Genomic DNA, 20,225 nt, shown 5'->3' on the forward strand with positions numbered 1-20,225 from the left:
TATTAATTATAATCTGGGATTCTCAATAGACTGTAAAACTGTTTACAATCTTATCCATATTTGCCTGGTTCTGATTTAGATGATCTTTCTCAGATGAAAAGAAACTTATTTGATATAATTTTCCATTTTTAACAAATACTATGTCAATTGACTCAGATACGAACTCTCCTTCATTAAATCCGCTGTAATAATTCAAAGAATCGATTTTATAACCAGTGTTATTTGCTATTTGAATGGTATCAACAGTGTAATCTGCACTATGATTTCCAATATTTTTAGGTTCCAGTTTAAGAGCCTCTTCATAGGCAGATAAATTGGTATCAATGGGCCTATAAACTACAATCTGGTCACCATTGATAAATCTAGCGGATACTATGTAAGAATAATTATAAGAACTGTTATAAGAAGGATCAAGCTTGTTGATATGTACAAAATCATGGAGAAAATTATGGGAAAAGGATAAATAATCACTGTTGTAAGAAAAACCATTATCAGTACCGTAAGCTTCAAAGGGATGCAAATAACCAGAAATAAAACCATATACAGCTATAAAAAGACAAATACTAACCCACAACATCCTAAACTTTTCCATATGCCCCATTCCTATTAGTTTTTTTGTATTCGAAGTCCCAAAAAAACCACTTGTAGACATTATAAAACTCTTGTTTTAATCTAAAATTTGAGTTTATGTTATTTATGTTCAGCGTTCTAATCTAATTTCCCACTTTTGATAAATTACCCGCTTAAAATGAAAGACCTAATGTAAACATCACCATCATCACCAGGAAGGTGTTGGCAACAGGGTCAGTTATGCTGGTGGATAATGGTATGACTATGTTGTCGGGATCAAGACCTTTTCTGTAGGAAATAGTGTTCAGGTAGAAAGCAATTAAAAGCATGATTGGTGTGAGCATCAATCCTGCTGATGTGCTGATAAAGACCATCTTAGCAAGTCCAACTGATTCTACACCAATAGCCAGGGATCCAAAGTAAGCTAAAACTCCTATTAAGGGGTAAATAATTATTGCCAGGATTATGATTATAGCAAAGTTCCTTAATGCACCTTCTGTAGGTTTTAATGAAGATTCTATGGATCCAATGTGTAATCCAGAGGATAATCTTGCCCCTAAAATACTTACCAGGTCTCCGCTTTCGCCTGAAAATAAGGGTACCAAAGCCAGAATGCTGGGATTACTTAAAATAGTTGAAAAACTGCCGTTTAAAATTGTACCGGCAGTTGTTCCAAACAAGGAGGATAAAAACAGTGTGGGAGTACTGTGCACAATAATCTTTTTAAGATGGTTTCCGCTTTTAATCCCATAGATAAAGCCCACAATTCCAATTATAATAAATATTGCAAATAAAACTGTATCCACATATCCATTCCGTATCCATAATAATATCTGTACCGCTAAAAGGATTGATGGAATAGTAAAAAGGTCTCCTGAAGCTGCAATTAACGGTGTGGTTACATTATCAGGATCCCATCCATTTTCATAACTTTTTATAGAAATTAAAATTGTTGCCGGTAACAGCAGTGCACCTGAAAAAATTCCTCCAAGTACGGAAATAAGTGTGAAATCCACGATGCTGATACTTTCAAATCCTAGGAGAATACAAAAACCCTTAGCTGCAAATGCAAGGAAAATTGACATTATAATGGTTAAAATCATTGCAGAAATGATATTCTGATTTAATACTGGTGATTTCTTTAATTCTGGAGTTAAAGTACCAATATGGAGGTTTGAACCTAATCTTGACCCTAATGCACCAAATATGTTACCCCTCATCCCAATTGCACCAGGAATAAGAACAAGAAGCCCAGGAAGCATTTCCAGTGTGTTTGTCATTCCACTTAGAAGTATGCCTGCTATTAAATCCCCAATAGCACATATGAAAAGAGCGGTGAATGTTTCACCTAAAACCCTTGAAAAATCTCTGAAAAAGTTAGTAATCTTACCGCTTATGATGAAAGGGATCTGGAGAGTATTCAAAGACCTTTTTGAAACTAGGACTGATAATCTTGCCATCCAGTTTAGAACGATATGGATTATATCGCCAATCTTCTTCACTAGTTTCTCCGTCCATTTCACCTAACCACCCTAAAATTACAGAATGGGCTAATTTAACTAAATAAAATTCAAATAAACATCTTAAATCATTGTACTTGTTAAGTGTAATCTGATTTTCCGACATTTCTACCTTATTTTTCCATTAAAGTGATGGAATGTCCTCTTTTACTCGTTCCATTACTATCATCTCAGTCAAATCTTCAACACCATCAATTGAACGGATTTTTGAATTAATTAATTGATTTAAATCCTCAATGCTCTTTACCCAGACTTTAATTAGAATATCATATTCTCCGGAAACACTGTAAACTTCTGAAACTTCCTTAAGCCTTGAAAGTTCCTCTTTTACAAACTCGTGCTTTTCAGACTCAGTCTGAATAATGATTATGGAAGTTATTTCCAGACCAATTTTCTGCCAATCAGGTATCAAAGTATAACGTTTTATTACGTTATTTTCCAACTTTTTAAGCCGGTTCGATATGGTTGCATCGGGAATATCAATTTCTTTTGACATTTGAGATATTGTAATCCTCGAATTTTCAATTAAGGAACGGAGTATAGCTAAATCTACATCATCCATTTTTTCCAACACCTTATCATAATACAAAATAAAATATATCCACAGTACTTATAAAGATTTGGGAATATTACCAAAAATTCTAGTAAAAATGAGTATTTTTCTAAATTAACACACACGATTTAGAAAATTCTAATAAATTATCCGCAAGTATTGTGAAAAAATATGCTCCCATACTTCCAAAAAAATGGATTAATAATTACTTAAATAAAAATAATGTATCTAATCTTCAGTTAATTCTTCATATTCAAGATCTTCTATCTTAGTTTCCCCATTTGCAAGTTTTATGAGTAGAGCACGGCCTGTTTCGTTTCCTTTAGCTATAAGTGTATCACCGGCAGAAAGCATGGTATTTCTATCGGGCCCATAAATCCAGGACTCATTTCTTCTAATTGCAATAACAGTCATTCCAGTCCTAGTTGCAAGTAAAAGCTCCCCCAACGTTTTATCGATTAGTTCTGAACCTTCAGATATTTTTATCCTCATTATAACTTCATCTGACTCTTCCATAACCATTTTAAATACAGGATGAGGTCTCATGTCCTTTAAAACCAGGTCTGCAATATCTTTTGCTGAATCTGCTATGGTTTCTGCAGCTTCCCCTACTTCGAGAAGAGCTGTTAATTTTTCAGCATCCTCCACTGTCCTTGCAGCGAGGAGGGATTCTTTCTTAATTTGGTAGTTAAGCCTATTCACTTTGTTTTCAAGTTTTATAACTTCTTCTGCAGCATCTTTGCTATTAAAAAGTAGTGCAGAATATGCTAAATCCACCATTAATTCGGACATATTCTTCATTTCAATTAAAATGTCCTTAATACTTTTAGGCACCGTTCATCCTCCAGAATATTCTAGGTTTAATAAACTATAATATGAATACTTTAAAAACCTTTTCATAATTTCTCCAATGGAGATACTTAAACACTGATCTAAGATCTGAATGAATAACGTAATATTGGGATTTCAATTGGGATAATATCCCTGAGCTTTCTAATAAAGGCCGATAAACACTTATAGGTTTTTAAAGCAGGGATGTAATAAGTCCACACTCCTAATCATCTTCCCCCAAAAGATAACCAGCAGAACTCATCATTTTCTCCCGTACATCCGGAATAAAACCCTCCAAAAATTCCAGCATGTCCCTGGGGAGCCCAGGTTTATCATCAAAATCACAATTAAAACCTTCAATATCTATCCAAGACTCTATCCAAGACAATGGAATATTACTGAGAGGATAGATTATTTTTACTCCATTTTTCTCAGATTGGGAGCTTAAAAGGTTTAATTTTTTTCCATTGAGCATGGCTGCCAATATATTCTCCACTTCTTCGTCAAGGGTAAGTGGAAGTGCCACTGCATCAATATCACCATTTTCCCCCTCAAGATCCGGTTCTTTAAATTCATCCACCCCATTATCCGGAATAATTAACTCCACCCCATACTTCCGCGTGTAGGGTTCCAGAACAGCATACAATGTTAAATCTACACAATTTTCCGGACTAATGAGGAGTATTCTATCATGGGGAGTCAGTGCATTTTTAAGCACACGGGAAGCACGGGTACAGATCCTCTGGAAGACCTTGGACCTTCTAACCTCGAAATTCGGGAAGTTATCCCGGAACAATTCCTCCTTTTTACGTGAAAACCTGGATAATTTCAGATTATTAATATACACCTTATCATCAACTATGCTGACAAATCGAGTTTCCACACCGTTTTTCTGGAGGAATTTAATCACATTCTGCTTCATTATCATATTTTGTATCCTGCCAATCCGACTAGTTTTAGTAAATTGACTTGAAATTCAAATTAAAATGTTATCCATCATTAAATCCTTCACTTTAATGATTTAATCTCTTTAAAATAATTGTATGTTCATAGTAAATATGATCTTCTAAGAGGAATTTTTAAAGGAATGATATCATGAATGGGTGAAAGATTTGAGTAAATTGACAATTATCGAGAGATTAAATTGGACAGATGATAATTCCCGTGATGATCTTCTTGAACTGGATTTATAGGATTTTTCAGAGGAACAGAGATTAAATGTCCGGGAAATATTTGGGAAAATTAATTATATCAGTAGTTGTTCCCTTTTTCCCAAGTAATGGATACCCAGCGTAGAAATGAGTTGAGATTTTAAATTTAGAGGAAAGAAATTAAATGATAATATGAGTATTTTAGTGAAAATATGATTATTTTGGAGAAAATATGGTTTTTTTATTAAGGAATATCCAGATAATATAAGCAAGATGAGTATGCAAACAGGATGAGGGGCTTGTTATGTTTAAAATCTTCGGCCGGAAAACAGATACAGTAAGGGAAAGGGAACTTCTGGAAATAGAAGTAACTGAAGGGATAGATTGTCTGGGTGACTTCACATTCAACTTCCACTGGCAGCACAAAGGGGAGAAACTGGATCCCAGCTGGAAAATCCCTGGAAATGATTTAACCTTTGGTGAGGTAGTGGAACACCTGAAAAATAAGGGTGATGTGCGAATTAATGGTGATGCCGGGCACCGACTGGCATCCAGCATGGGTGTGGATCTACAGTACTTTGGTGGAACCGGTAGTGACATTCCAGTGGGGGACATCTATGTGGAAGGAGATGCTGACACCCGAATGGGGATCAGCATGACCAGGGGAAACATCTACGTTAAGGGAAAGGTAAAGGAACCTATGGGAAACCTGGTTGAGGTAAAATCCCAAAAGAATGGTTATAGGCAGTTCAGGAGCATAACCGATATTGTCACCAATGGATTGGGTGGTGACAAACTGGTGGGTTGTCAGTTTGCCGGTAAAAAGTTCATAATAAATGACGGTACAGTTAAGGACACCATAGGTGCCCGTTTAGATGTTCCAGCGGAGATCGTGAAAAGGGGAGATGTAGATCTCTCCACCGGGATACTAATGCGCAATGGCACCACCAGAATAAATGGAAACGCCGGTAAAAACACCGGCGCCCTCTTAAACGGAGGAACAATTATTATTGATGGTAACACCGATGATTTTACAGCCATTGACATGATCAAAGGCATTATTATCATTAATGGAAATGCAGGGAAGTTTTTAGCGGCCAACAAAAAAAATGGCATTATTCTAGCTAAAAATGGAAATCCAATACCGCCTGCCAGTGAAAAACCTCTTCAGAGTGTGGATCAGCAGCTACTCATTTCCCAGGGTTTTAATCCCAGTGGTTTTAAGAAGTTTGAGTAGATGAGTAAGAAGTTCGCGGAAGGATAATGGAGAATTTTCAGGGACCTAGTTGTAAAAATAAAACTTGATTAATTTTTCCTAAAAATATATTAACTAATATTTAAATTAATTCTAATAAGGCTTTATTTAAATAAAAAATGTTTAATGAGGTTTTTAAGCCTCCCAGTGAAGATTATGCTTTTCGAACTGTTTTTCCAGAACAATCACCAGGACAAAGCCAAATAACCCGGCCAAAATCACCGGTATCATTGAGTCCATGGAGGTTGTAATCTTTTCATAGGGTAATCTTAAGGTTCCTATCATCAGCCCCACCAGGAAAGCCATGGTCACTGATTTGTGATTTTTCAGAAGGTAATCCAGGAGGCGTGAGAATGATAAGATACCTATCACTGCCCCTAAACAAAATGTTAGAATATCAACAAATTTAAGCTGATTCAGGGCTGCCAGCATGTACTCATACTGGTTTAGAAGGAGCAATAGAAATGCTCCAGAAATACCTGGAAGAATCATTGCACATACCGCCACCATTCCCGACAGGAAAATGATGGGCAGAGTATGATTGGCTTGTATTGGGTTTAATCCCACGAATATTATGGCAAAAACAAAGCCAAATACCGCGAAGGCAATGTTCTTAAAGTTGAGTTCATCCACATGTTTGTAAACGAAACCAGCCGATGCTAAGATGAGACCAAAGAAGAATGCAAAGGTGGGGGCGGTGTAAACGGACAACATAACCGTCATGATCTTGGACATGGTTAAAACCGCAACCCCGATTCCAGCAAGTAGAGGTATGAACAGGTTGAAATCCCATTTCAGAATTTCTTCTTTTGATTTTGCAAAATCACCCTTTAAGGCTGCTAAAACGAAGTTGGCATTTATCTGACTGATGGCATGAACCAGCCTCTGGTAAATACCTGTGATCAGTGCCATGGTGCCCCCAGAAACTCCAGGAATCACATCGGCAGTGCCCATTAACAACCCACGAAGAAATATTAAAATAGTATCACGGTAAATCTCAATTTTTCGCATGAATAAAATCTCCTAAAAACACTCTTAAGTAATAAAAGATTAATAGAATGATCGACTTTTTATCAATTAGATTCAGTTTTTTATCTCTCATTAGATTAATGTCTTTTTCTGTTTCAATTAAATATTTATTTAATGTATATCTTTCAGTAGATTGAAATTTGATAATGTATGTATATTTAGGTTTTTTGATTTTTTGGGGGCTAAAGGAGTACGCTCAAATATTAAAACCAAAGATAAATGAGTACAGCCTCGAAAGGGGTTAAAACAACAAGACACTTCAGAACTCCTAAGGTAACAGGGCTACCGCTTCGGAGCATATGGTTATAATGCGGAGGGTAGTAACAATAGGGAACACGGCATTGAAGGCCAATAAAATACTTTTATATTTACTACCAAAAAAAGGTGACAGTTACCAGCACTGAACCACCAATTAAAAATAAAACAAGTATTTAAACCATTCCAACATGCCAAAACCCACTGCACCCCCGTTATTGTATTTTAAATACCACTCACTCCCCATGAAGACATTTTTTTTAAGTTCAATCAATTTTCCTGAAATTTAACTTCAATTTATTTGATTCCCAGGGGGATACATTTTTAGATGAAATTGATTATATTTATATACTTAGTTCATTACTATTAATCGCGGAATAATAGAAAATAAAAAAATAAGTAAAAATAAGATGGATAAGGCAGGTGTATAAATTGAAAAGATTTTTGCTAACACTACGAATATGGTTAGCTACTGCACTATTATTTGGTATACTTTATGCCATAATAACGGTCATTTGCACATATCTGGGCTTTGGAACACCCTTAATATTTGCCGTAATGGCAATAGTGGTTGTTTTTGCCCAGTACATGCTGGGCCCGGTCATGGTGGAGAAGGTCATGGGTGTGCATTACGTGTCACATCACGAAGCACCCAACCTGCATGCCATGGTGGATGAACTGGCCATGAATGCCGGGATCCCCAAACCTAAAGTTGGAATTGCTGAAACCAGCATCCCTAACGCCTTTGCCTTTGGACGTACCAAGGGTGATGGTCGGGTCTGTGTCACCAGGGGTATTTTGAACCTCCTGGATGAGGAGGAGTTAAAAGCAGTTCTGGGACATGAAATCAGCCATATCCGCCATAATGACATGGCAGTGATGACCCTCATCAGTGTGGTTCCCCTAATATGTTACTGGATATTCATCAGCACTCTCTTTGGAGATAGGGATAGTGATGCGGGAATAATTGGAATTGCAGCCCTGGTAGGATACTTACTGGGACAGTTACTGGTCTTGTTCGTGAGCAGAGTCAGGGAATACTATGCTGACGAGGGAAGTGTGGAGATAGGTGGCAAACCCCACAAACTGGCCAGTGCACTTTACAAACTGGTTTATGGATCTGCTAATCTGGATAAAAGACAGGTTAAAGAAGTGGAAGGAGTTAAGGCATTCTTTGTCAATGATATCTCCGATGCTGGGAACGAAATAAACGACCTCCGACAGCTGGATTCTAATATGGACGGAGTGATTAGTGAATCAGAACTGGCAGAACTCCGTAATATGAAAACCAGTATAGGAACCGGCAGTAAGATCATGGAATTACTTTCCACCCATCCCAACATGGTGAAAAGGATTAAACGGTTAGCTGAGCTAAGCGATACCTGATCATCCTCTATTTTTTTATTTTAAACAATCATAAATCTTATTTAAATTTAATTTGCTAAAAGCTTTATAATACTAGAAAGCCTTTTAAAAAGCTAATTTTAGATAAAATCAGTGCTTTTGATCAAATTATTTAGTTTTTTTCCTAAAAATATATAAAGAAATGGATTAAAAATCCTAAGAATTAAGAATCCACCCTAATAAACCTTTACCACGCCCACCACATTAGTTTTAGGAAGCCAAGTATCTAAAGGTGTTTTTTGAATGGTTACTATTTGTTGAACCCCGTTTACATTGCGTATCTGGTTGCTAACAGTTTCCACTTGTCGGTTGTCACTTTTAAGGTAAACCTGAGTTCCATTTATCTCTGCAACTCTTTTAACAATGAGGTGGTAGTCAGGATGACGGGCCACCACCAGATCCCCCGCCTGGAAGTTGCTGGTTTTAAGCACGATAATTCGTTGGCCATCCTGCAGGGTAGGTATCATGGAGGTTCCCTTAACTGTGGCAAGCAGAGGTAGTTGATTTTCCCCGAACTGGGATTTGATCTTCACCTGTACGGTATAATTATATTTACTGGCAATGTTCTGCATATCTGTCTGGATAGAGCCAAGACTACTATCTACATCCTCAACATCTGCCAGGGCTTTTGTCTTCATCTCTTCCAGCATTGCATCTGGAACTGGAAACAGCCAGGATGATGCTGATTGGACTGATACCGCGGTACCGTTGGTTTCAATTGTAATCTCCGTGGTATTGTGATTGGTTGATAAGAAAATTGCAGATCCTGCTGCAACTACCAGTACCAATAATCCAATGATAATTCCAGTTCTGAGTTTCACTAATCGTCATCCCCTATTAATTTATAAATAATCTCTTGGGTATGTTTTACATCCAGTTGTCCTGGTGCAGAACCACCCCCTAAAGAGGCATAAGTAATTGGAGACCCTAAAAGTGGAGCTACCACCCTGGTGTATCGTCCCATTTTTCCCATAGCTATACCAATGGTGTTGTCGTGCTGGTTGACTACTTCCAGCACATTAAGAGTGTCCTGCATATTCTGGGGCATGACTGCAAACTTGGCTATGGATCCAAGTTCCTTCTCTCTTTTAACAACCTCCAAGAGTTCATTTAGATATGGAGTTTTCTGGAAGTCATGGTAAGATATTATTGTTGATTTAGCTGCCCGAATAACTTGAGAACGGCATTTTTCATCAGTTTGAAGTTCTATATCAATATAATCCGCGTGATCTGCAACTTCCACTAATATTTCTGTTCTTTCAGCTTCAGACCCCATGAAGTGCCCTCCTTCCTCCCTCATCCGGTTGGTGGCAATGAGGGGATAATTTATTTCCTCCATTAAATGGATGATACTTTGAGGATCGCTGTCCAGAAGGGCATCAATGCGAAGCTCCACCAAGTCTGCCCCTGCATTTACAGCTTCACTGGCAACTTTTAAAACACTTTTCCTATCTTTTTCGAGTATTGGAACACAAATTAAGGGTTTCAAAATCATGGGCATCCACATCCTAATGATAAAATCCATGGTAATTATTTATTATGCAGTATTAATCCATGTATACTGGAATAGGATTTTAATATTCATGAACATGTTATTTATTTATTTCTCCACCTTACTAAATCTTTTTTATCAAGGGATTTAGTGAATCATTTCATCTCATACTAACTTAGATGAATCCTATTTAATCCTGATTTCCTAAAACTGGGCTCATTGAATTAATTAAAGATATGATCAGTTTAATAGAGTAGCACTACCCTGAACACCGGGCCCCCAAAAAAAATCTAGAAGAAAATGTATAAGAACAAGTTTCCACCATATTGATTCTCACTAAAATTTAATCCATGGATTTAAACCATAAATAATCAATAATTAACCTTTTAAAAATTTAGGTGATGATTTGAAGATTACCACTATCGGTGCAGATATTTCTGGAAACGATGTTTCCTGCAGTAAAAACCTCATAAAAAACATAGAAAACAATATTCCCCTCTTGCTGAATAAGGGAGCCTTTAAAGCTGCTCTTACCAATATAACCGGCGATGATGTGGTCATCAGTGCTTTTGTGGAAGATGATCGGTTGGAAGAGGTCAATCAAGGTATTGTGGAGATTCTCCGCAACAATGCCGAAGATTTAGGAGACATCAATGGTATATCAGACACCATTGAAAACGCTGGTGAAGGAATATCCTATGCCGAAGCAAAAATAAGGCAAGACCGCTATCCTGATGCCATTATAATGGCCTTCGACACCTACGGCGGTGAAGGGTTCGTCCATAACGTTGCTGATTCTGTGATAAAAGCCGCCAGAGGTATGGATCAGGTTACTGATATTGGTGGAAGTAGTTTGAACCATAACCAGGAAATACCAGGCGTGGGATACGTTTCTGATGAGACAGATGACCCGGTGGTAGTGGTGACCGTGGAAGATATTGAAAGCATCGGAGTAGTGGCTGGGGCCATGATGGGGGCTGCGCTAGGCAACAAAAACGTGTATCTGGTTCGTAGAGGTTCTCCATCCTATGTTATCCCGGGAAGCGTGATCATGTCCATCACCGCCTATATGAACGGGAATGTAATGGACCTGGCAGTGCCACTTTCCAGCAAAATGAAGATATTAAAGGTTTAAAAAATTTCAACAATCAAAAGATTTGAAGATATTAAAATAATAGCTATTGTTTTTTATAATCAAAGGAAGTGATACAGTGATATTTCTTGACGAAGACACCCGATGTGTGGTGCAGGGCATTACCGGTAAACAGGGCTCTTTCCACACCAAAAGCATGCTGGAGTATGATACCAATATTGTGGCCGGCACATCACCGGGTAAAGGGGGACAGGAATTTAAGGGAATTCCGGTTTACAATTCCATTGCAGAAGTTAAAGAAGAAATGGATGTTAACGCATCTATAATTTTCATACCAGCACCATTCGCCAAGGATGCTGCCTTCGAAGCCATATCCCAACTGGAACTAGCAGTGATTATCACTGAACACATCCCAGTCCACGATTCTATGGAAATAGCCCAATACGCACGTAAAAATAATTGTAAGCTAATTGGCCCCAATACTCCTGGAATCATAACTCCTGGAGTTGGTAAATTAGGAATAATGCCCACCCATATCTTCAATCCAGGGAATATTGGAATTGTTTCCCGTAGCGGAACTTTGACCTATGAAGTGGCCAGCCAGATCACCAATGCCGGGCTTGGTCAGAGCACCTGTCTGGGTATTGGTGGTGACCCGGTGGTGGGTATGGATTTTGCCGATGTGCTCCAGAAATTTGAAGAAGACCCTGGAACCCAGGCTATAGTCATGATCGGAGAGATCGGAGGTAATGCTGAGGAAAAAGCAGCAGAATTCATTGCTGATAACATTACCAAACCTGTGGTGGCCTACATTGCCGGCAGAACTGCACCTACCGGGAAAAGAATGGGACACGCAGGCGCCATAATCGAGGGGAACAGTGGAACTGCTGAAAGCAAGATGAAAGCCCTTAAATCAGCAGGGGTGAAAGTGGCAGAGCAGCCCTCCCAGATTGCAGATATAATGAATGAAATAATTTAATTCATCCATACTAAAATTATTAAATCTTACTTCATAGCTTAAAAATATTTTAAGATGGTTTCTATGGCAAACAAAGAAGAAATACTGGAAAAACTTGTTAACGGAGAGTTGAAACTCCATCAAATTGAAGGTAACACTGATAGTGTCCAGGAGGCAATTGAAGTAAGAAGGGAGTTTGCTGAACATATAGCTGGTTCCAGTCTTCTCCATCTTTCCCAGTACTCCCTGGATTTGACTGAGGCTATGAAAAGGAATATTGAAAATCCCCTGGGAACTGTGCAGATCCCGGTGGGACTGGCCGGGCCACTGCATTTGAATGGACAACATGCCCATGGAGTTTATTACGTTCCCCTGGCTACTTCTGAAGGTGCCCTGGTTGCATCCATCAACAGAGGCTGTTCTGTCACCCGGGAAGCCGGTGGTGCTAACGTACGCATAATCGATGATAAAATGACCAGAGCCCCTGTTATACAGACAGACTCTGTTACTGAAGCCATTAAAATAAAAGAATGGATTGAAAGACATTTTATAGAGCTTAAAGAAGCCGCTGAAAGTACAACGCGCCACGGACGTCTGGTAAAAATCGACCCCATAATAGTGGTGGGGCGTTACGTTTACCCCCGTTTTACTTTCACCACCGGTGACAGTATGGGTATGAACATGGTTACCATTGCCACAGATAAGGCCATGGATATTTTAACCAGAGAAACTGGAGCCCATGTACTGGCTCTAAGCGGTAATCTCTGTGTGGATAAGAAACCATCAGCAATGAACCTCATAGAAGGACGGGGCAAAACCGTGACCGCAGATATCCTCATCCCTCGTGAAATTGTGGAAAAGAAACTTAAAACCACACCAGAATCTATTATGGAAGTAAATCTAGCTAAAAACCTCATTGGCTCCGCCATGGCAGGGAGTATGGGTTTCAATGCCCAGTACGCTAATATGATTGCTGCCCTATTCCTGGCCACTGGACAGGATGCAGCCCACGTGGTGGAGGGAAGCCTGGGAATAACCACTGCTGAGGTTAAAGATGGTGATCTGTACTTTTCAGTGACCCTACCCGACCTTCCTCTGGCCACTATAGGTGGTGGAACCCGTCTGGAGACTGCTCAGGATTGTTTGAACATTTTAGGTGTGGCTGGATCCGGTAAAGTTAATAAATTTGCAGAAATCGTAGTTGGAACTGTCCTGGCAGGGGAACTGTCACTGATGGGTGCCCTGGCTGCAGGACACCTGGCAAGGGCCCATAAGGATTTGGGAAGGGGCTAATATTATCACTTCAGCCCCCATGACCGACATTTGATTGAGATGAAGTTTTAAGTAATTTATATTAAAAATCTTATATAATTGGAGTAAATTTGAATGAACATCCGCGAATTCATAAGTGAATACTTTAAAATGAGCCGTTACGTGGCTCTGGGAACCATGGACGGAATCCTGGCAGTTATGGGCGTTACCCTCACTGCCAGTGGTGTGGCTGGTGTGAGTGGACTGGAAATTTCCAACTTCGCTGTGGGATTAACCGGTCTCAGCGGTGGTATTGCCCTGGCACTGTCCAATGCTTTCGGATCTTTCATTGGTGAACGTGCCGAGGAGGTTCGCAGCATACGGGAACTGGAACAGAAGATGATGCTGGAGGAGGGTAAGCTGGATGACACCCACATACACCAGCAAGCCAAAAAGCGCATATACATGAGCATGTTCACCCATGGATTCAGCAGTTTCATCGGCTCATTCGTACCAGTGGTACCATTCATTCTCATTTCCGACAGGATAAATGCCACCATATGCACAGTGATACTCTGCTTTGTGGCATTGGTCATACTGGGTGTGTATCTAGGTAAGGTATCCCGTGAAAGTTTACTTAAAACCAGTGTGGAAATCATGCTCATCGGAGTATTGATCAGCGTGGTGAGTTACCTAATTGGAGGAGGACATGGTTAAACCCATAAACCCTCCCAAAAACCAATTCTACAATATAAGTCTGATATTTAAGGATTCTGATTAATCAACGGTAAAAAGACCAGTATTTAACTATAAAACCGTATCTAACTATTTTTTAAACTCGTTTTTATTACTAAAAAACATACTGTTAAACTAAAGATCATACGGTTTTATATTCTACTTATTTAAAAACAAATACAGTATTCCACTTAATTTTAGAAATAAATAGGGAAAATATAGTATTATATTATGGGCAATGATAATTATGGCGGATAAAGGTAGTTATGTGATAGATCTTAAAGAAAAAGATTTATCCATAGAAAAAATTGGGGGTAAAGCTCGTAATTTGAGTAAGATGTCATTTGCAGGTTTTAACATTCCCCCTGCGTTTATCGTCTCTGTAGATGCCTATGATTCTTTTATTAAAAAAGAATTAGAAGGCGAGATATCCGAAATTCTTGATTCAATTGATTTCGAGATGGAAGATTCCATCTCCCATGGATGTTTATCAATTCGGAACATAATCAAAAGTGAAGAATTACCCTCAGATCTGTTTTTAGAGATTAATAATAATATAATGAATCTCCCTGATGGATACTATGCAGTAAGATCATCGGCAGTAGCTGAAGATCTTGAAGATGCCAGTTTCGCAGGTCAACTGGATAGTTTTTTGAATATAAAAAAGGAGAACATTCTGGAAAAAATCATTGACTGCTGGGCATCCTACTGGAATGATCGTGCCGTTAAATATAGGCATGATTCTTCAATTGGACATCTAGACACCGAACTGACCTCTGCAGGAATAGCAGTACTGGTACAGAAAATGGTGAATGCCGATATTAGCGGCGTGACCTTCACTGCCAATCCGGTAAATGGACGTAATGAAGTGGTTATTGAATCTACATGGGGTCTAGGTGAAGCCATTGCCTCAGGGATAGTTACCCCTGATATTTTTGTTTTAAACCGGGAAGGAAAGTTAATTGAGAAAAATATTAAAACAAAAAAGAAAGGATATTTCCTGATTAACGGTGAAAACACTTTAACCACCATAGATAAAGCAGATAGAGACGAATCAAGTCTTAATAATATAATCCTAAAAGAGTTACTTGAGACTGGAATTGAACTTGAGGAATTTTTTGGTGTTCCCCAGGACATTGAATGGGCCATTGAATGTGAAGATAGGGAGTTAAATAATGATAGGGAGTTAAAGAATGATGAAAAATCTGACAATGATAAAACAAAAAAACCCACTATCTATATTCTTCAATCACGACCAGTAACCACCCTCACCGATGACGCGGAGAATGATGATATATTATGGACCCGGGCCTATGGTGATGAGTACTGGGCAGATGCCACCACCCCCCTTTTTTACGATGTTATGGGTAAAATGCTCACTGATTACGTGAATCATGAAGGTGCTCGGATAATGGGTTATAAGGAAATAACAGACTCTAAACTTCTAAAACTCCATAAATCTAGGGTTTATTTTAATAGTTGGGTTTTGGAAAAAGCTTTTTCATATTATCCTAAGTTTGCCCGGTCCAAAGAGTTATTGAACTATTTTCCTCTGAAAGACCAGGAGAGGATATCAGAGTATCCCTCCATATTGCATAAAACTTTACTTTCACAGATTTTAGTAGCTATCCGTGACCCTGATGGAATGATGCACCGAACTGACAAAGCATACCGAGAATGGGCCCATGGTTTTATGAAGAAATGCAGATCATTCGATGAAACTGATCTGGAAGCACTGGATGATGTGGAACTATTATCGCTGTATAATGATATTGAAACAGCCGGTATTAAGCACTACCAGCTAATAAGGTACGGTATGGTTTCCCATTCCATAGCCACCAATTTGATGATCAAAAACTGGTTGGTGGAATGGTTGGAAGATAATGATGGCACCCTCTATGCTGGTTTGATCTCAGGATTAGATGATAATAAAACCGTGGAAATGAATATCCATTTCTCTGATCTGGCTAAAACTTTGAGAGAAACCCCTAATTTATCACTGAAAATAGGTTCCATTGATGGTATAAGTTCTTTAGACGAATCTGAGATTAATGAGATTATTTCTTCCGATTCCAGTTTTGAAAAAGAGTTTGATCAGTTTATTAATGATTACGGGCACCGATCCAATACTCGTGAAATAATGTATCCTCGATGGGGAGAGGATAAGGCCTACGTTTTAGAAGTTATTAAATTACTATCTTCTTCAGACTTAGATTTAAGAAAAAAAGAATTAGAAAGTCGTGATAATAGATCTAAAACAGGAAAAGAAGTTTTATCTCGAATAAAAAAACAGCGATGGGGAATTTTCAAGGCAAAACTATTTGGAATGGTGCTTAATTTAGCCCAGACCTATTTAACTTTCCGAGAAAATCAGAGATTCTATTTAGATCACCTACTCTTCCGCCAGAGATTGATGTTACTTGAGATGGGAAGGAGATTATCATTGCGGGAAATTATTGATGATAGGGATGATGTTTTCTTCCTTTATGAAAGCGAATTATTTGCTTTTTTTGATATTAACCCTTCATCATTAGAAAAATCATTAAAGGCTGAATTAAATGAAATAGAATTAAATGAAAATACTGTTTCAGGAATGAAGGGCAAAAAACTAAAGGATAAAATTCTGAAAAGGAAAAAAGAGTTTTATAGATATAAATCATCACTCCCCCCGAAATTCATAAAAAACGGGATAGAATTTGATGATACAGTCACTGAATACAACCAAAATGCAGTTTATGGTGCTGCAGCAAGCCCGGGAACATTTGTTGGTGTGGCCAGAGTGGTTGAATCCATTGAAGAATTATCACAACTGGAAGATAATGAGATCCTGATAACCAGTAACACTGACCCTGCCTGGACTGCTGTGTTTTCCAAAGTGGGAGGTCTTATCACAGAAACAGGAGGAATATTATCCCATGGTGCTGTTATTTCCCGTGAATATAGAATACCCGCAGTTACTGCAGTGAAAGGAGCCACTAAAATTTTTAAAACTGGTGAAATGTTAATTGTAAATGGTAATGACGGAGTTGTATACAAGAAATAATGATTACCGGTTAAAGATATTACCATGGAAGTAAGATGGTTTTTATCCGTTTGAACTTCTAAAATATTTTAATTAACAATTAAACCATTAACTACAAAGATTTAATTGTAGTGAGGGATTTGTATGGATCTTGATTTAGAAATTCTAAAAAAACATGAAGAATGGAATGAGAGCTATTATTTTAATTTTCATGATAAGAATAATGATTTAACCGCCTTCATGCGAATAGGGAACAAGGTCAATAAGAATGAAAAGTCAATGTTCTTCTTTTTAATGACACCTCATGTGGTGGCCGGGATTAAAATGGAAACTCCCTGTAATGATAAACCATTAAATATTGCTGGTTTGGATTATGAGGAAATTGGATCCGGGAAATGGAGGCTTAGATATGATGGTTCAATTTTTGATCCGCGGGCTGCAGTTCCTACCGAGTTTAAAGTAAAAATGGATATTGCCTGGGAAGCTTTAAACCCAGTTATGGATTACGTTGATTGTGTTGATGAAAAACAGACTGAAATGTCATCAAATGTGGCATCAGAACATTATGAACAATTTGGGAAAGCCCTTGGGAAAATTGAAATAGATGGTGAGGTATTTGAAATTGCAGCCATGGGTGAAAGGGATTTGAGCCGTGGTGTGAGGGATTGGGGATCTCCCAAGATGTGGATGTGGATTAACTCCGAGTTTTCCCATGAAGAGGCTTTTAATATAACCAAACTTTCCGTTGAGGGGGGAGATATTGATGCAGGATATTTCTTTAAAGATTCCGTGAATGAGCCCCTGGTAAAATCAGATATAGATCTGGAATTTAATAACGGAATTCCTTCCACGTTTAAAATGATCTTATTTGATAAAAAAAGTTCAAAATATTCAGTTAGAGGAGAAGTAATTAGATTTGGGATGATCCCAGTTGATGAAAAGATGATTCTCATTGAAACTCTTTCCAAATACATGTGGGAAGGTAAGGAAGGTTATGGTATAGCTGAATTTTTAGTTCCTAAACCATAAATTGAATAATTCTTTCTCTTTCAATACTATACACTTTTACAATGAATATAAGTTAAAATAAATTATGTAAATTATTTATTTTGACAAAAAAATCGTTCCCCATATTGTTAATATTATAAATTCATTTATCCCTTGGTAAATATTATAAATCCAAATCCACACTGTAAAGTTTCTCCACCCGTTCCACATGTATCTGGTAGGCGTCTTCTTCAGTGAGTAGACCAGAATTTATTAGCTTCCGAGTACGTCGGGGAACTGTTCGGGGCCCCATAACCGCCCCTGGCCTTGTGCGGTCGTCAAGATAATCAGTTTCCATGAGGAAATTTTTACCCTTCCTTAGAGCTTCCCTCATAACCTCTCCGCTAGCAATGAGGGAAGGAGTGATCCCGTGGTTTTCATCTGGAAGAACCAGTGGTCCTGAGAAATGTTTAATAACTTTTTTTTTCTTTAAACCTGCTTTACTGGCCATTTTTGCAAATTCCCGGAACTGTTCTTCGGTTGAACTTTCAGTGTGCAGTTGCACCGGGCAGTCTGCCTCCCGGGCCAGTTCCATGGCATAGATCATAAGTCGGTTATGTGCTTCCATCTCCTCAGGGGAGACTGGATAGTGTGGTCGGCCTATTTCACCAATTCCCACTGCTTTTTGTTCCATCACCATGTTCTGTGCTGTTTCCAGAGCCCCTCTCATGAGCTCTTCAGCCATGGTTAATTCCATTCCCGCTTTTACACGTCGGCTGAGTTCGGCAGGATGCGCTCCCACCACTGCAAATGCCTTAACCCCAGTTTCACGATTTATTTCATCCACGTATTCCATAACCAGTTCCATTACCTCATCAAAACTACACTGAGGACTCACTGTCCAGGTAGGCTTGTTGGGGATGATCATGGCAGTTCCACCTGACCTGTGGAACTTCAAAGCCACTTCCAATGGCCCTTCACCATTAATAGGGTCTACGTGTATATGGTTATCGGTGGATGGTATGTTGTCCATGTATTAATATCTCCTATATAATTAATTTTGAATGAAATATATGATTCATGATTAAATTCAGATCTATGAATCAGTTAAAATATTTAGATCTATGTCTTTTTATAAGATTCAATGGTTAAGATACTTTAGTAACCAAGTTCCCGCATCAATACTGTTTCAAATACTTCAACTGGTGGTGTTACCCCCGTCCAGATGCGGAATGCCTCCACTCCCTGGTAGATCAGCATTTTGGTACCATGAACTACCTGAGCACCCGCCTTACTTGCTTCTCGGAGGAGACCGGTTTCAAGGGGATTGTAGACAATATCATTAACCAGCAGATCAGCATGCATTCTATCCGCTTTTACCACCGGCTCATCATTATGGTGAGGATACATCCCCACAGGTGTGGTGTTAATAAGCACATCTGCATCTTCAAGTTCAAGAGAGAGTTCATCACCCAATTCCAGACAATCCACAGAAGTATTGGATGTTTCAGTCAATTCATCTTTTAAGTTACAGGCTTTTTCTTGAGTTCGGTTGGCTATTAAAACTTCACCCACCCCATTTAGGATTAATTGGAATGATATTGCTCTGGCTGCGCCACCTGCTCCCAATATAATTATTTTTTTACCTTTGATTGGTTTTTTTTCTTCAATGGCCTTGACCGCACCAAATCCATCAGTATTATAACCAACAACATGGTTTTCAGTGAATTTAACTGTGTTAACAGCACCTATAAGCTCTGCCACACCCTCCAGTTCGTCAAGGTATTTAATAACTTCAATTTTATGAGGTATGGTCAAGTTAAGACCCTTAATCCCCATGTTCCTAGCACCCTCCATTGCTGGTGAAAGGTTTCCTCGTTTAACATGGAAAGGAACATAAACATAGTCCAGTTTAAGAAGCTCAAATGCGGCGTTGTGCATGGTGGGAGATAAGCTGTGTTCTACAGGATCCCCCATTATTCCTACCAGGCCAGTTTTTCCAGTTATCAATTCATATCACCACCATCAATACTAACTATCAGATAAATCCCGGAATTTAGATCAATCCGAAATGACTTGTTTATCATGGTTACCCTCTCTTCATAATATGGTTTGTAAA

At 38.6% G+C, this 20,225-nt stretch carries 18 protein-coding genes; 8 read left to right on the plus strand and 10 right to left on the minus strand.

Annotated elements, in window-relative coordinates; translation table 11 throughout:
- Positions 1-22 precede the first annotated feature (22 nt).
- The 5 genes from BK009_RS05755 to BK009_RS05775 form a co-directional block, all read right to left on the minus strand.
- Positions 23-652: a hypothetical protein gene (locus BK009_RS05755; protein WP_100905884.1), complete on the minus strand. Its 630-nt coding sequence runs from the start codon at positions 650-652 to the stop codon at positions 23-25.
- 91 nt (positions 653-743) lie between these two features.
- Positions 744-2,093 (minus strand): magnesium transporter, encoded by a 1,350-nt coding sequence (locus BK009_RS05760; RefSeq protein ID WP_100905883.1) that lies wholly within the window; start codon positions 2,091-2,093, stop codon positions 744-746.
- Between the two features lie 121 nt (positions 2,094-2,214).
- On the minus strand, positions 2,215-2,652 hold the full coding sequence (locus tag BK009_RS05765) for an Lrp/AsnC family transcriptional regulator (RefSeq protein ID WP_100905882.1): 438 nt from the start codon (positions 2,650-2,652) through the stop codon (positions 2,215-2,217).
- Positions 2,653-2,871: 219 nt separating this feature from the next.
- A complete protein-coding gene (locus BK009_RS05770; protein WP_198517215.1) occupies positions 2,872-3,444 on the minus strand; it encodes a potassium channel family protein in 573 nt (190 codons plus the stop codon).
- Positions 3,445-3,697: 253 nt separating this feature from the next.
- The gene (locus BK009_RS05775) at positions 3,698-4,402 is read right to left on the minus strand and encodes an ATPase (RefSeq protein ID WP_100905880.1); all 705 of its coding nucleotides are present in this window, start codon (positions 4,400-4,402) and stop codon (positions 3,698-3,700) included.
- 527 nt (positions 4,403-4,929) lie between these two features.
- Here BK009_RS05775 and BK009_RS05780 point away from each other — a divergent pair.
- Positions 4,930-5,862 (plus strand): hypothetical protein, encoded by a 933-nt coding sequence (locus BK009_RS05780; protein ID WP_100905879.1) that lies wholly within the window; start codon positions 4,930-4,932, stop codon positions 5,860-5,862.
- Between the two features lie 153 nt (positions 5,863-6,015).
- Here the strand turns inward: BK009_RS05780 and BK009_RS05785 are convergent, their stop codons facing one another.
- Positions 6,016-6,891, minus strand: coding sequence for a DUF368 domain-containing protein (locus tag BK009_RS05785; RefSeq protein ID WP_100905878.1), 876 nt, complete (start codon positions 6,889-6,891; stop codon positions 6,016-6,018).
- Between the two features lie 687 nt (positions 6,892-7,578).
- On the opposite strand from BK009_RS05785, the gene BK009_RS05790 reads away from it, so the two are divergent.
- On the plus strand, positions 7,579-8,550 hold the full coding sequence (locus tag BK009_RS05790; RefSeq protein WP_394340073.1) for a zinc metalloprotease HtpX: 972 nt from the start codon (positions 7,579-7,581) through the stop codon (positions 8,548-8,550).
- A gap of 194 nt (positions 8,551-8,744) precedes the next feature.
- Here BK009_RS05790 and BK009_RS05795 read toward each other — a convergent pair whose 3' ends face one another.
- Positions 8,745-9,389 carry a S24/S26 family peptidase gene (locus tag BK009_RS05795; protein ID WP_100906896.1) on the minus strand — a complete coding sequence of 215 codons (645 nt, stop codon included), beginning with the start codon at positions 9,387-9,389 and terminating at the stop codon, positions 8,745-8,747.
- Positions 9,389-10,063, minus strand: coding sequence for a type I 3-dehydroquinate dehydratase (gene aroD, locus BK009_RS05800; RefSeq protein ID WP_100905875.1), 675 nt, complete (start codon positions 10,061-10,063; stop codon positions 9,389-9,391). Before aroD ends, BK009_RS05795 begins: the two co-directional genes overlap by 1 nt.
- 403 nt (positions 10,064-10,466) lie before the next feature.
- Here aroD and BK009_RS05805 point away from each other — a divergent pair, with 403 nt between their 5' ends.
- The 6 genes from BK009_RS05805 to BK009_RS05830 all read left to right on the plus strand — a co-directional run bounded on the left by BK009_RS05805 (position 10,467) and on the right by BK009_RS05830 (position 18,148).
- The gene (locus BK009_RS05805) at positions 10,467-11,195 is read left to right on the plus strand and encodes a hypothetical protein (protein WP_100905874.1); all 729 of its coding nucleotides are present in this window, start codon (positions 10,467-10,469) and stop codon (positions 11,193-11,195) included.
- Positions 11,196-11,271: 76 nt separating this feature from the next.
- Complete coding sequence (gene sucD / locus BK009_RS05810) at positions 11,272-12,132, plus strand: succinate--CoA ligase subunit alpha (protein WP_100906897.1); 861 nt, start codon at positions 11,272-11,274, stop codon at positions 12,130-12,132.
- Between the two features lie 63 nt (positions 12,133-12,195).
- Complete coding sequence (gene hmgA, locus BK009_RS05815; RefSeq protein WP_100906898.1) at positions 12,196-13,404, plus strand: hydroxymethylglutaryl-CoA reductase (NADPH); 1,209 nt, start codon at positions 12,196-12,198, stop codon at positions 13,402-13,404.
- A gap of 93 nt (positions 13,405-13,497) precedes the next feature.
- A complete protein-coding gene (locus tag BK009_RS05820) occupies positions 13,498-14,079 on the plus strand; it encodes a TIGR00267 family protein (RefSeq protein ID WP_100906899.1) in 582 nt (193 codons plus the stop codon).
- A gap of 265 nt (positions 14,080-14,344) precedes the next feature.
- Complete coding sequence (locus BK009_RS05825; protein ID WP_232728046.1) at positions 14,345-17,140, plus strand: PEP/pyruvate-binding domain-containing protein; 2,796 nt, start codon at positions 14,345-14,347, stop codon at positions 17,138-17,140.
- A gap of 123 nt (positions 17,141-17,263) precedes the next feature.
- Complete coding sequence (locus BK009_RS05830; RefSeq protein ID WP_100906901.1) at positions 17,264-18,148, plus strand: DUF7065 domain-containing protein; 885 nt, start codon at positions 17,264-17,266, stop codon at positions 18,146-18,148.
- Between the two features lie 142 nt (positions 18,149-18,290).
- Here BK009_RS05830 and BK009_RS05835 read toward each other — a convergent pair whose 3' ends face one another.
- Positions 18,291-19,139: a TatD family hydrolase gene (locus BK009_RS05835; RefSeq protein ID WP_100906902.1), complete on the minus strand. Its 849-nt coding sequence runs from the start codon at positions 19,137-19,139 to the stop codon at positions 18,291-18,293.
- Between the two features lie 125 nt (positions 19,140-19,264).
- Positions 19,265-20,116: a shikimate dehydrogenase gene (locus tag BK009_RS05840; RefSeq protein ID WP_100905868.1), complete on the minus strand. Its 852-nt coding sequence runs from the start codon at positions 20,114-20,116 to the stop codon at positions 19,265-19,267.
- Between the last annotated feature and the right edge of the window lie 109 nt (positions 20,117-20,225).

It is taken from the genome of Methanobacterium subterraneum (assembly GCF_002813695.1).
In the GTDB taxonomy this organism is placed as follows: Archaea; Methanobacteriota; Methanobacteria; order Methanobacteriales; family Methanobacteriaceae; genus Methanobacterium; species Methanobacterium subterraneum.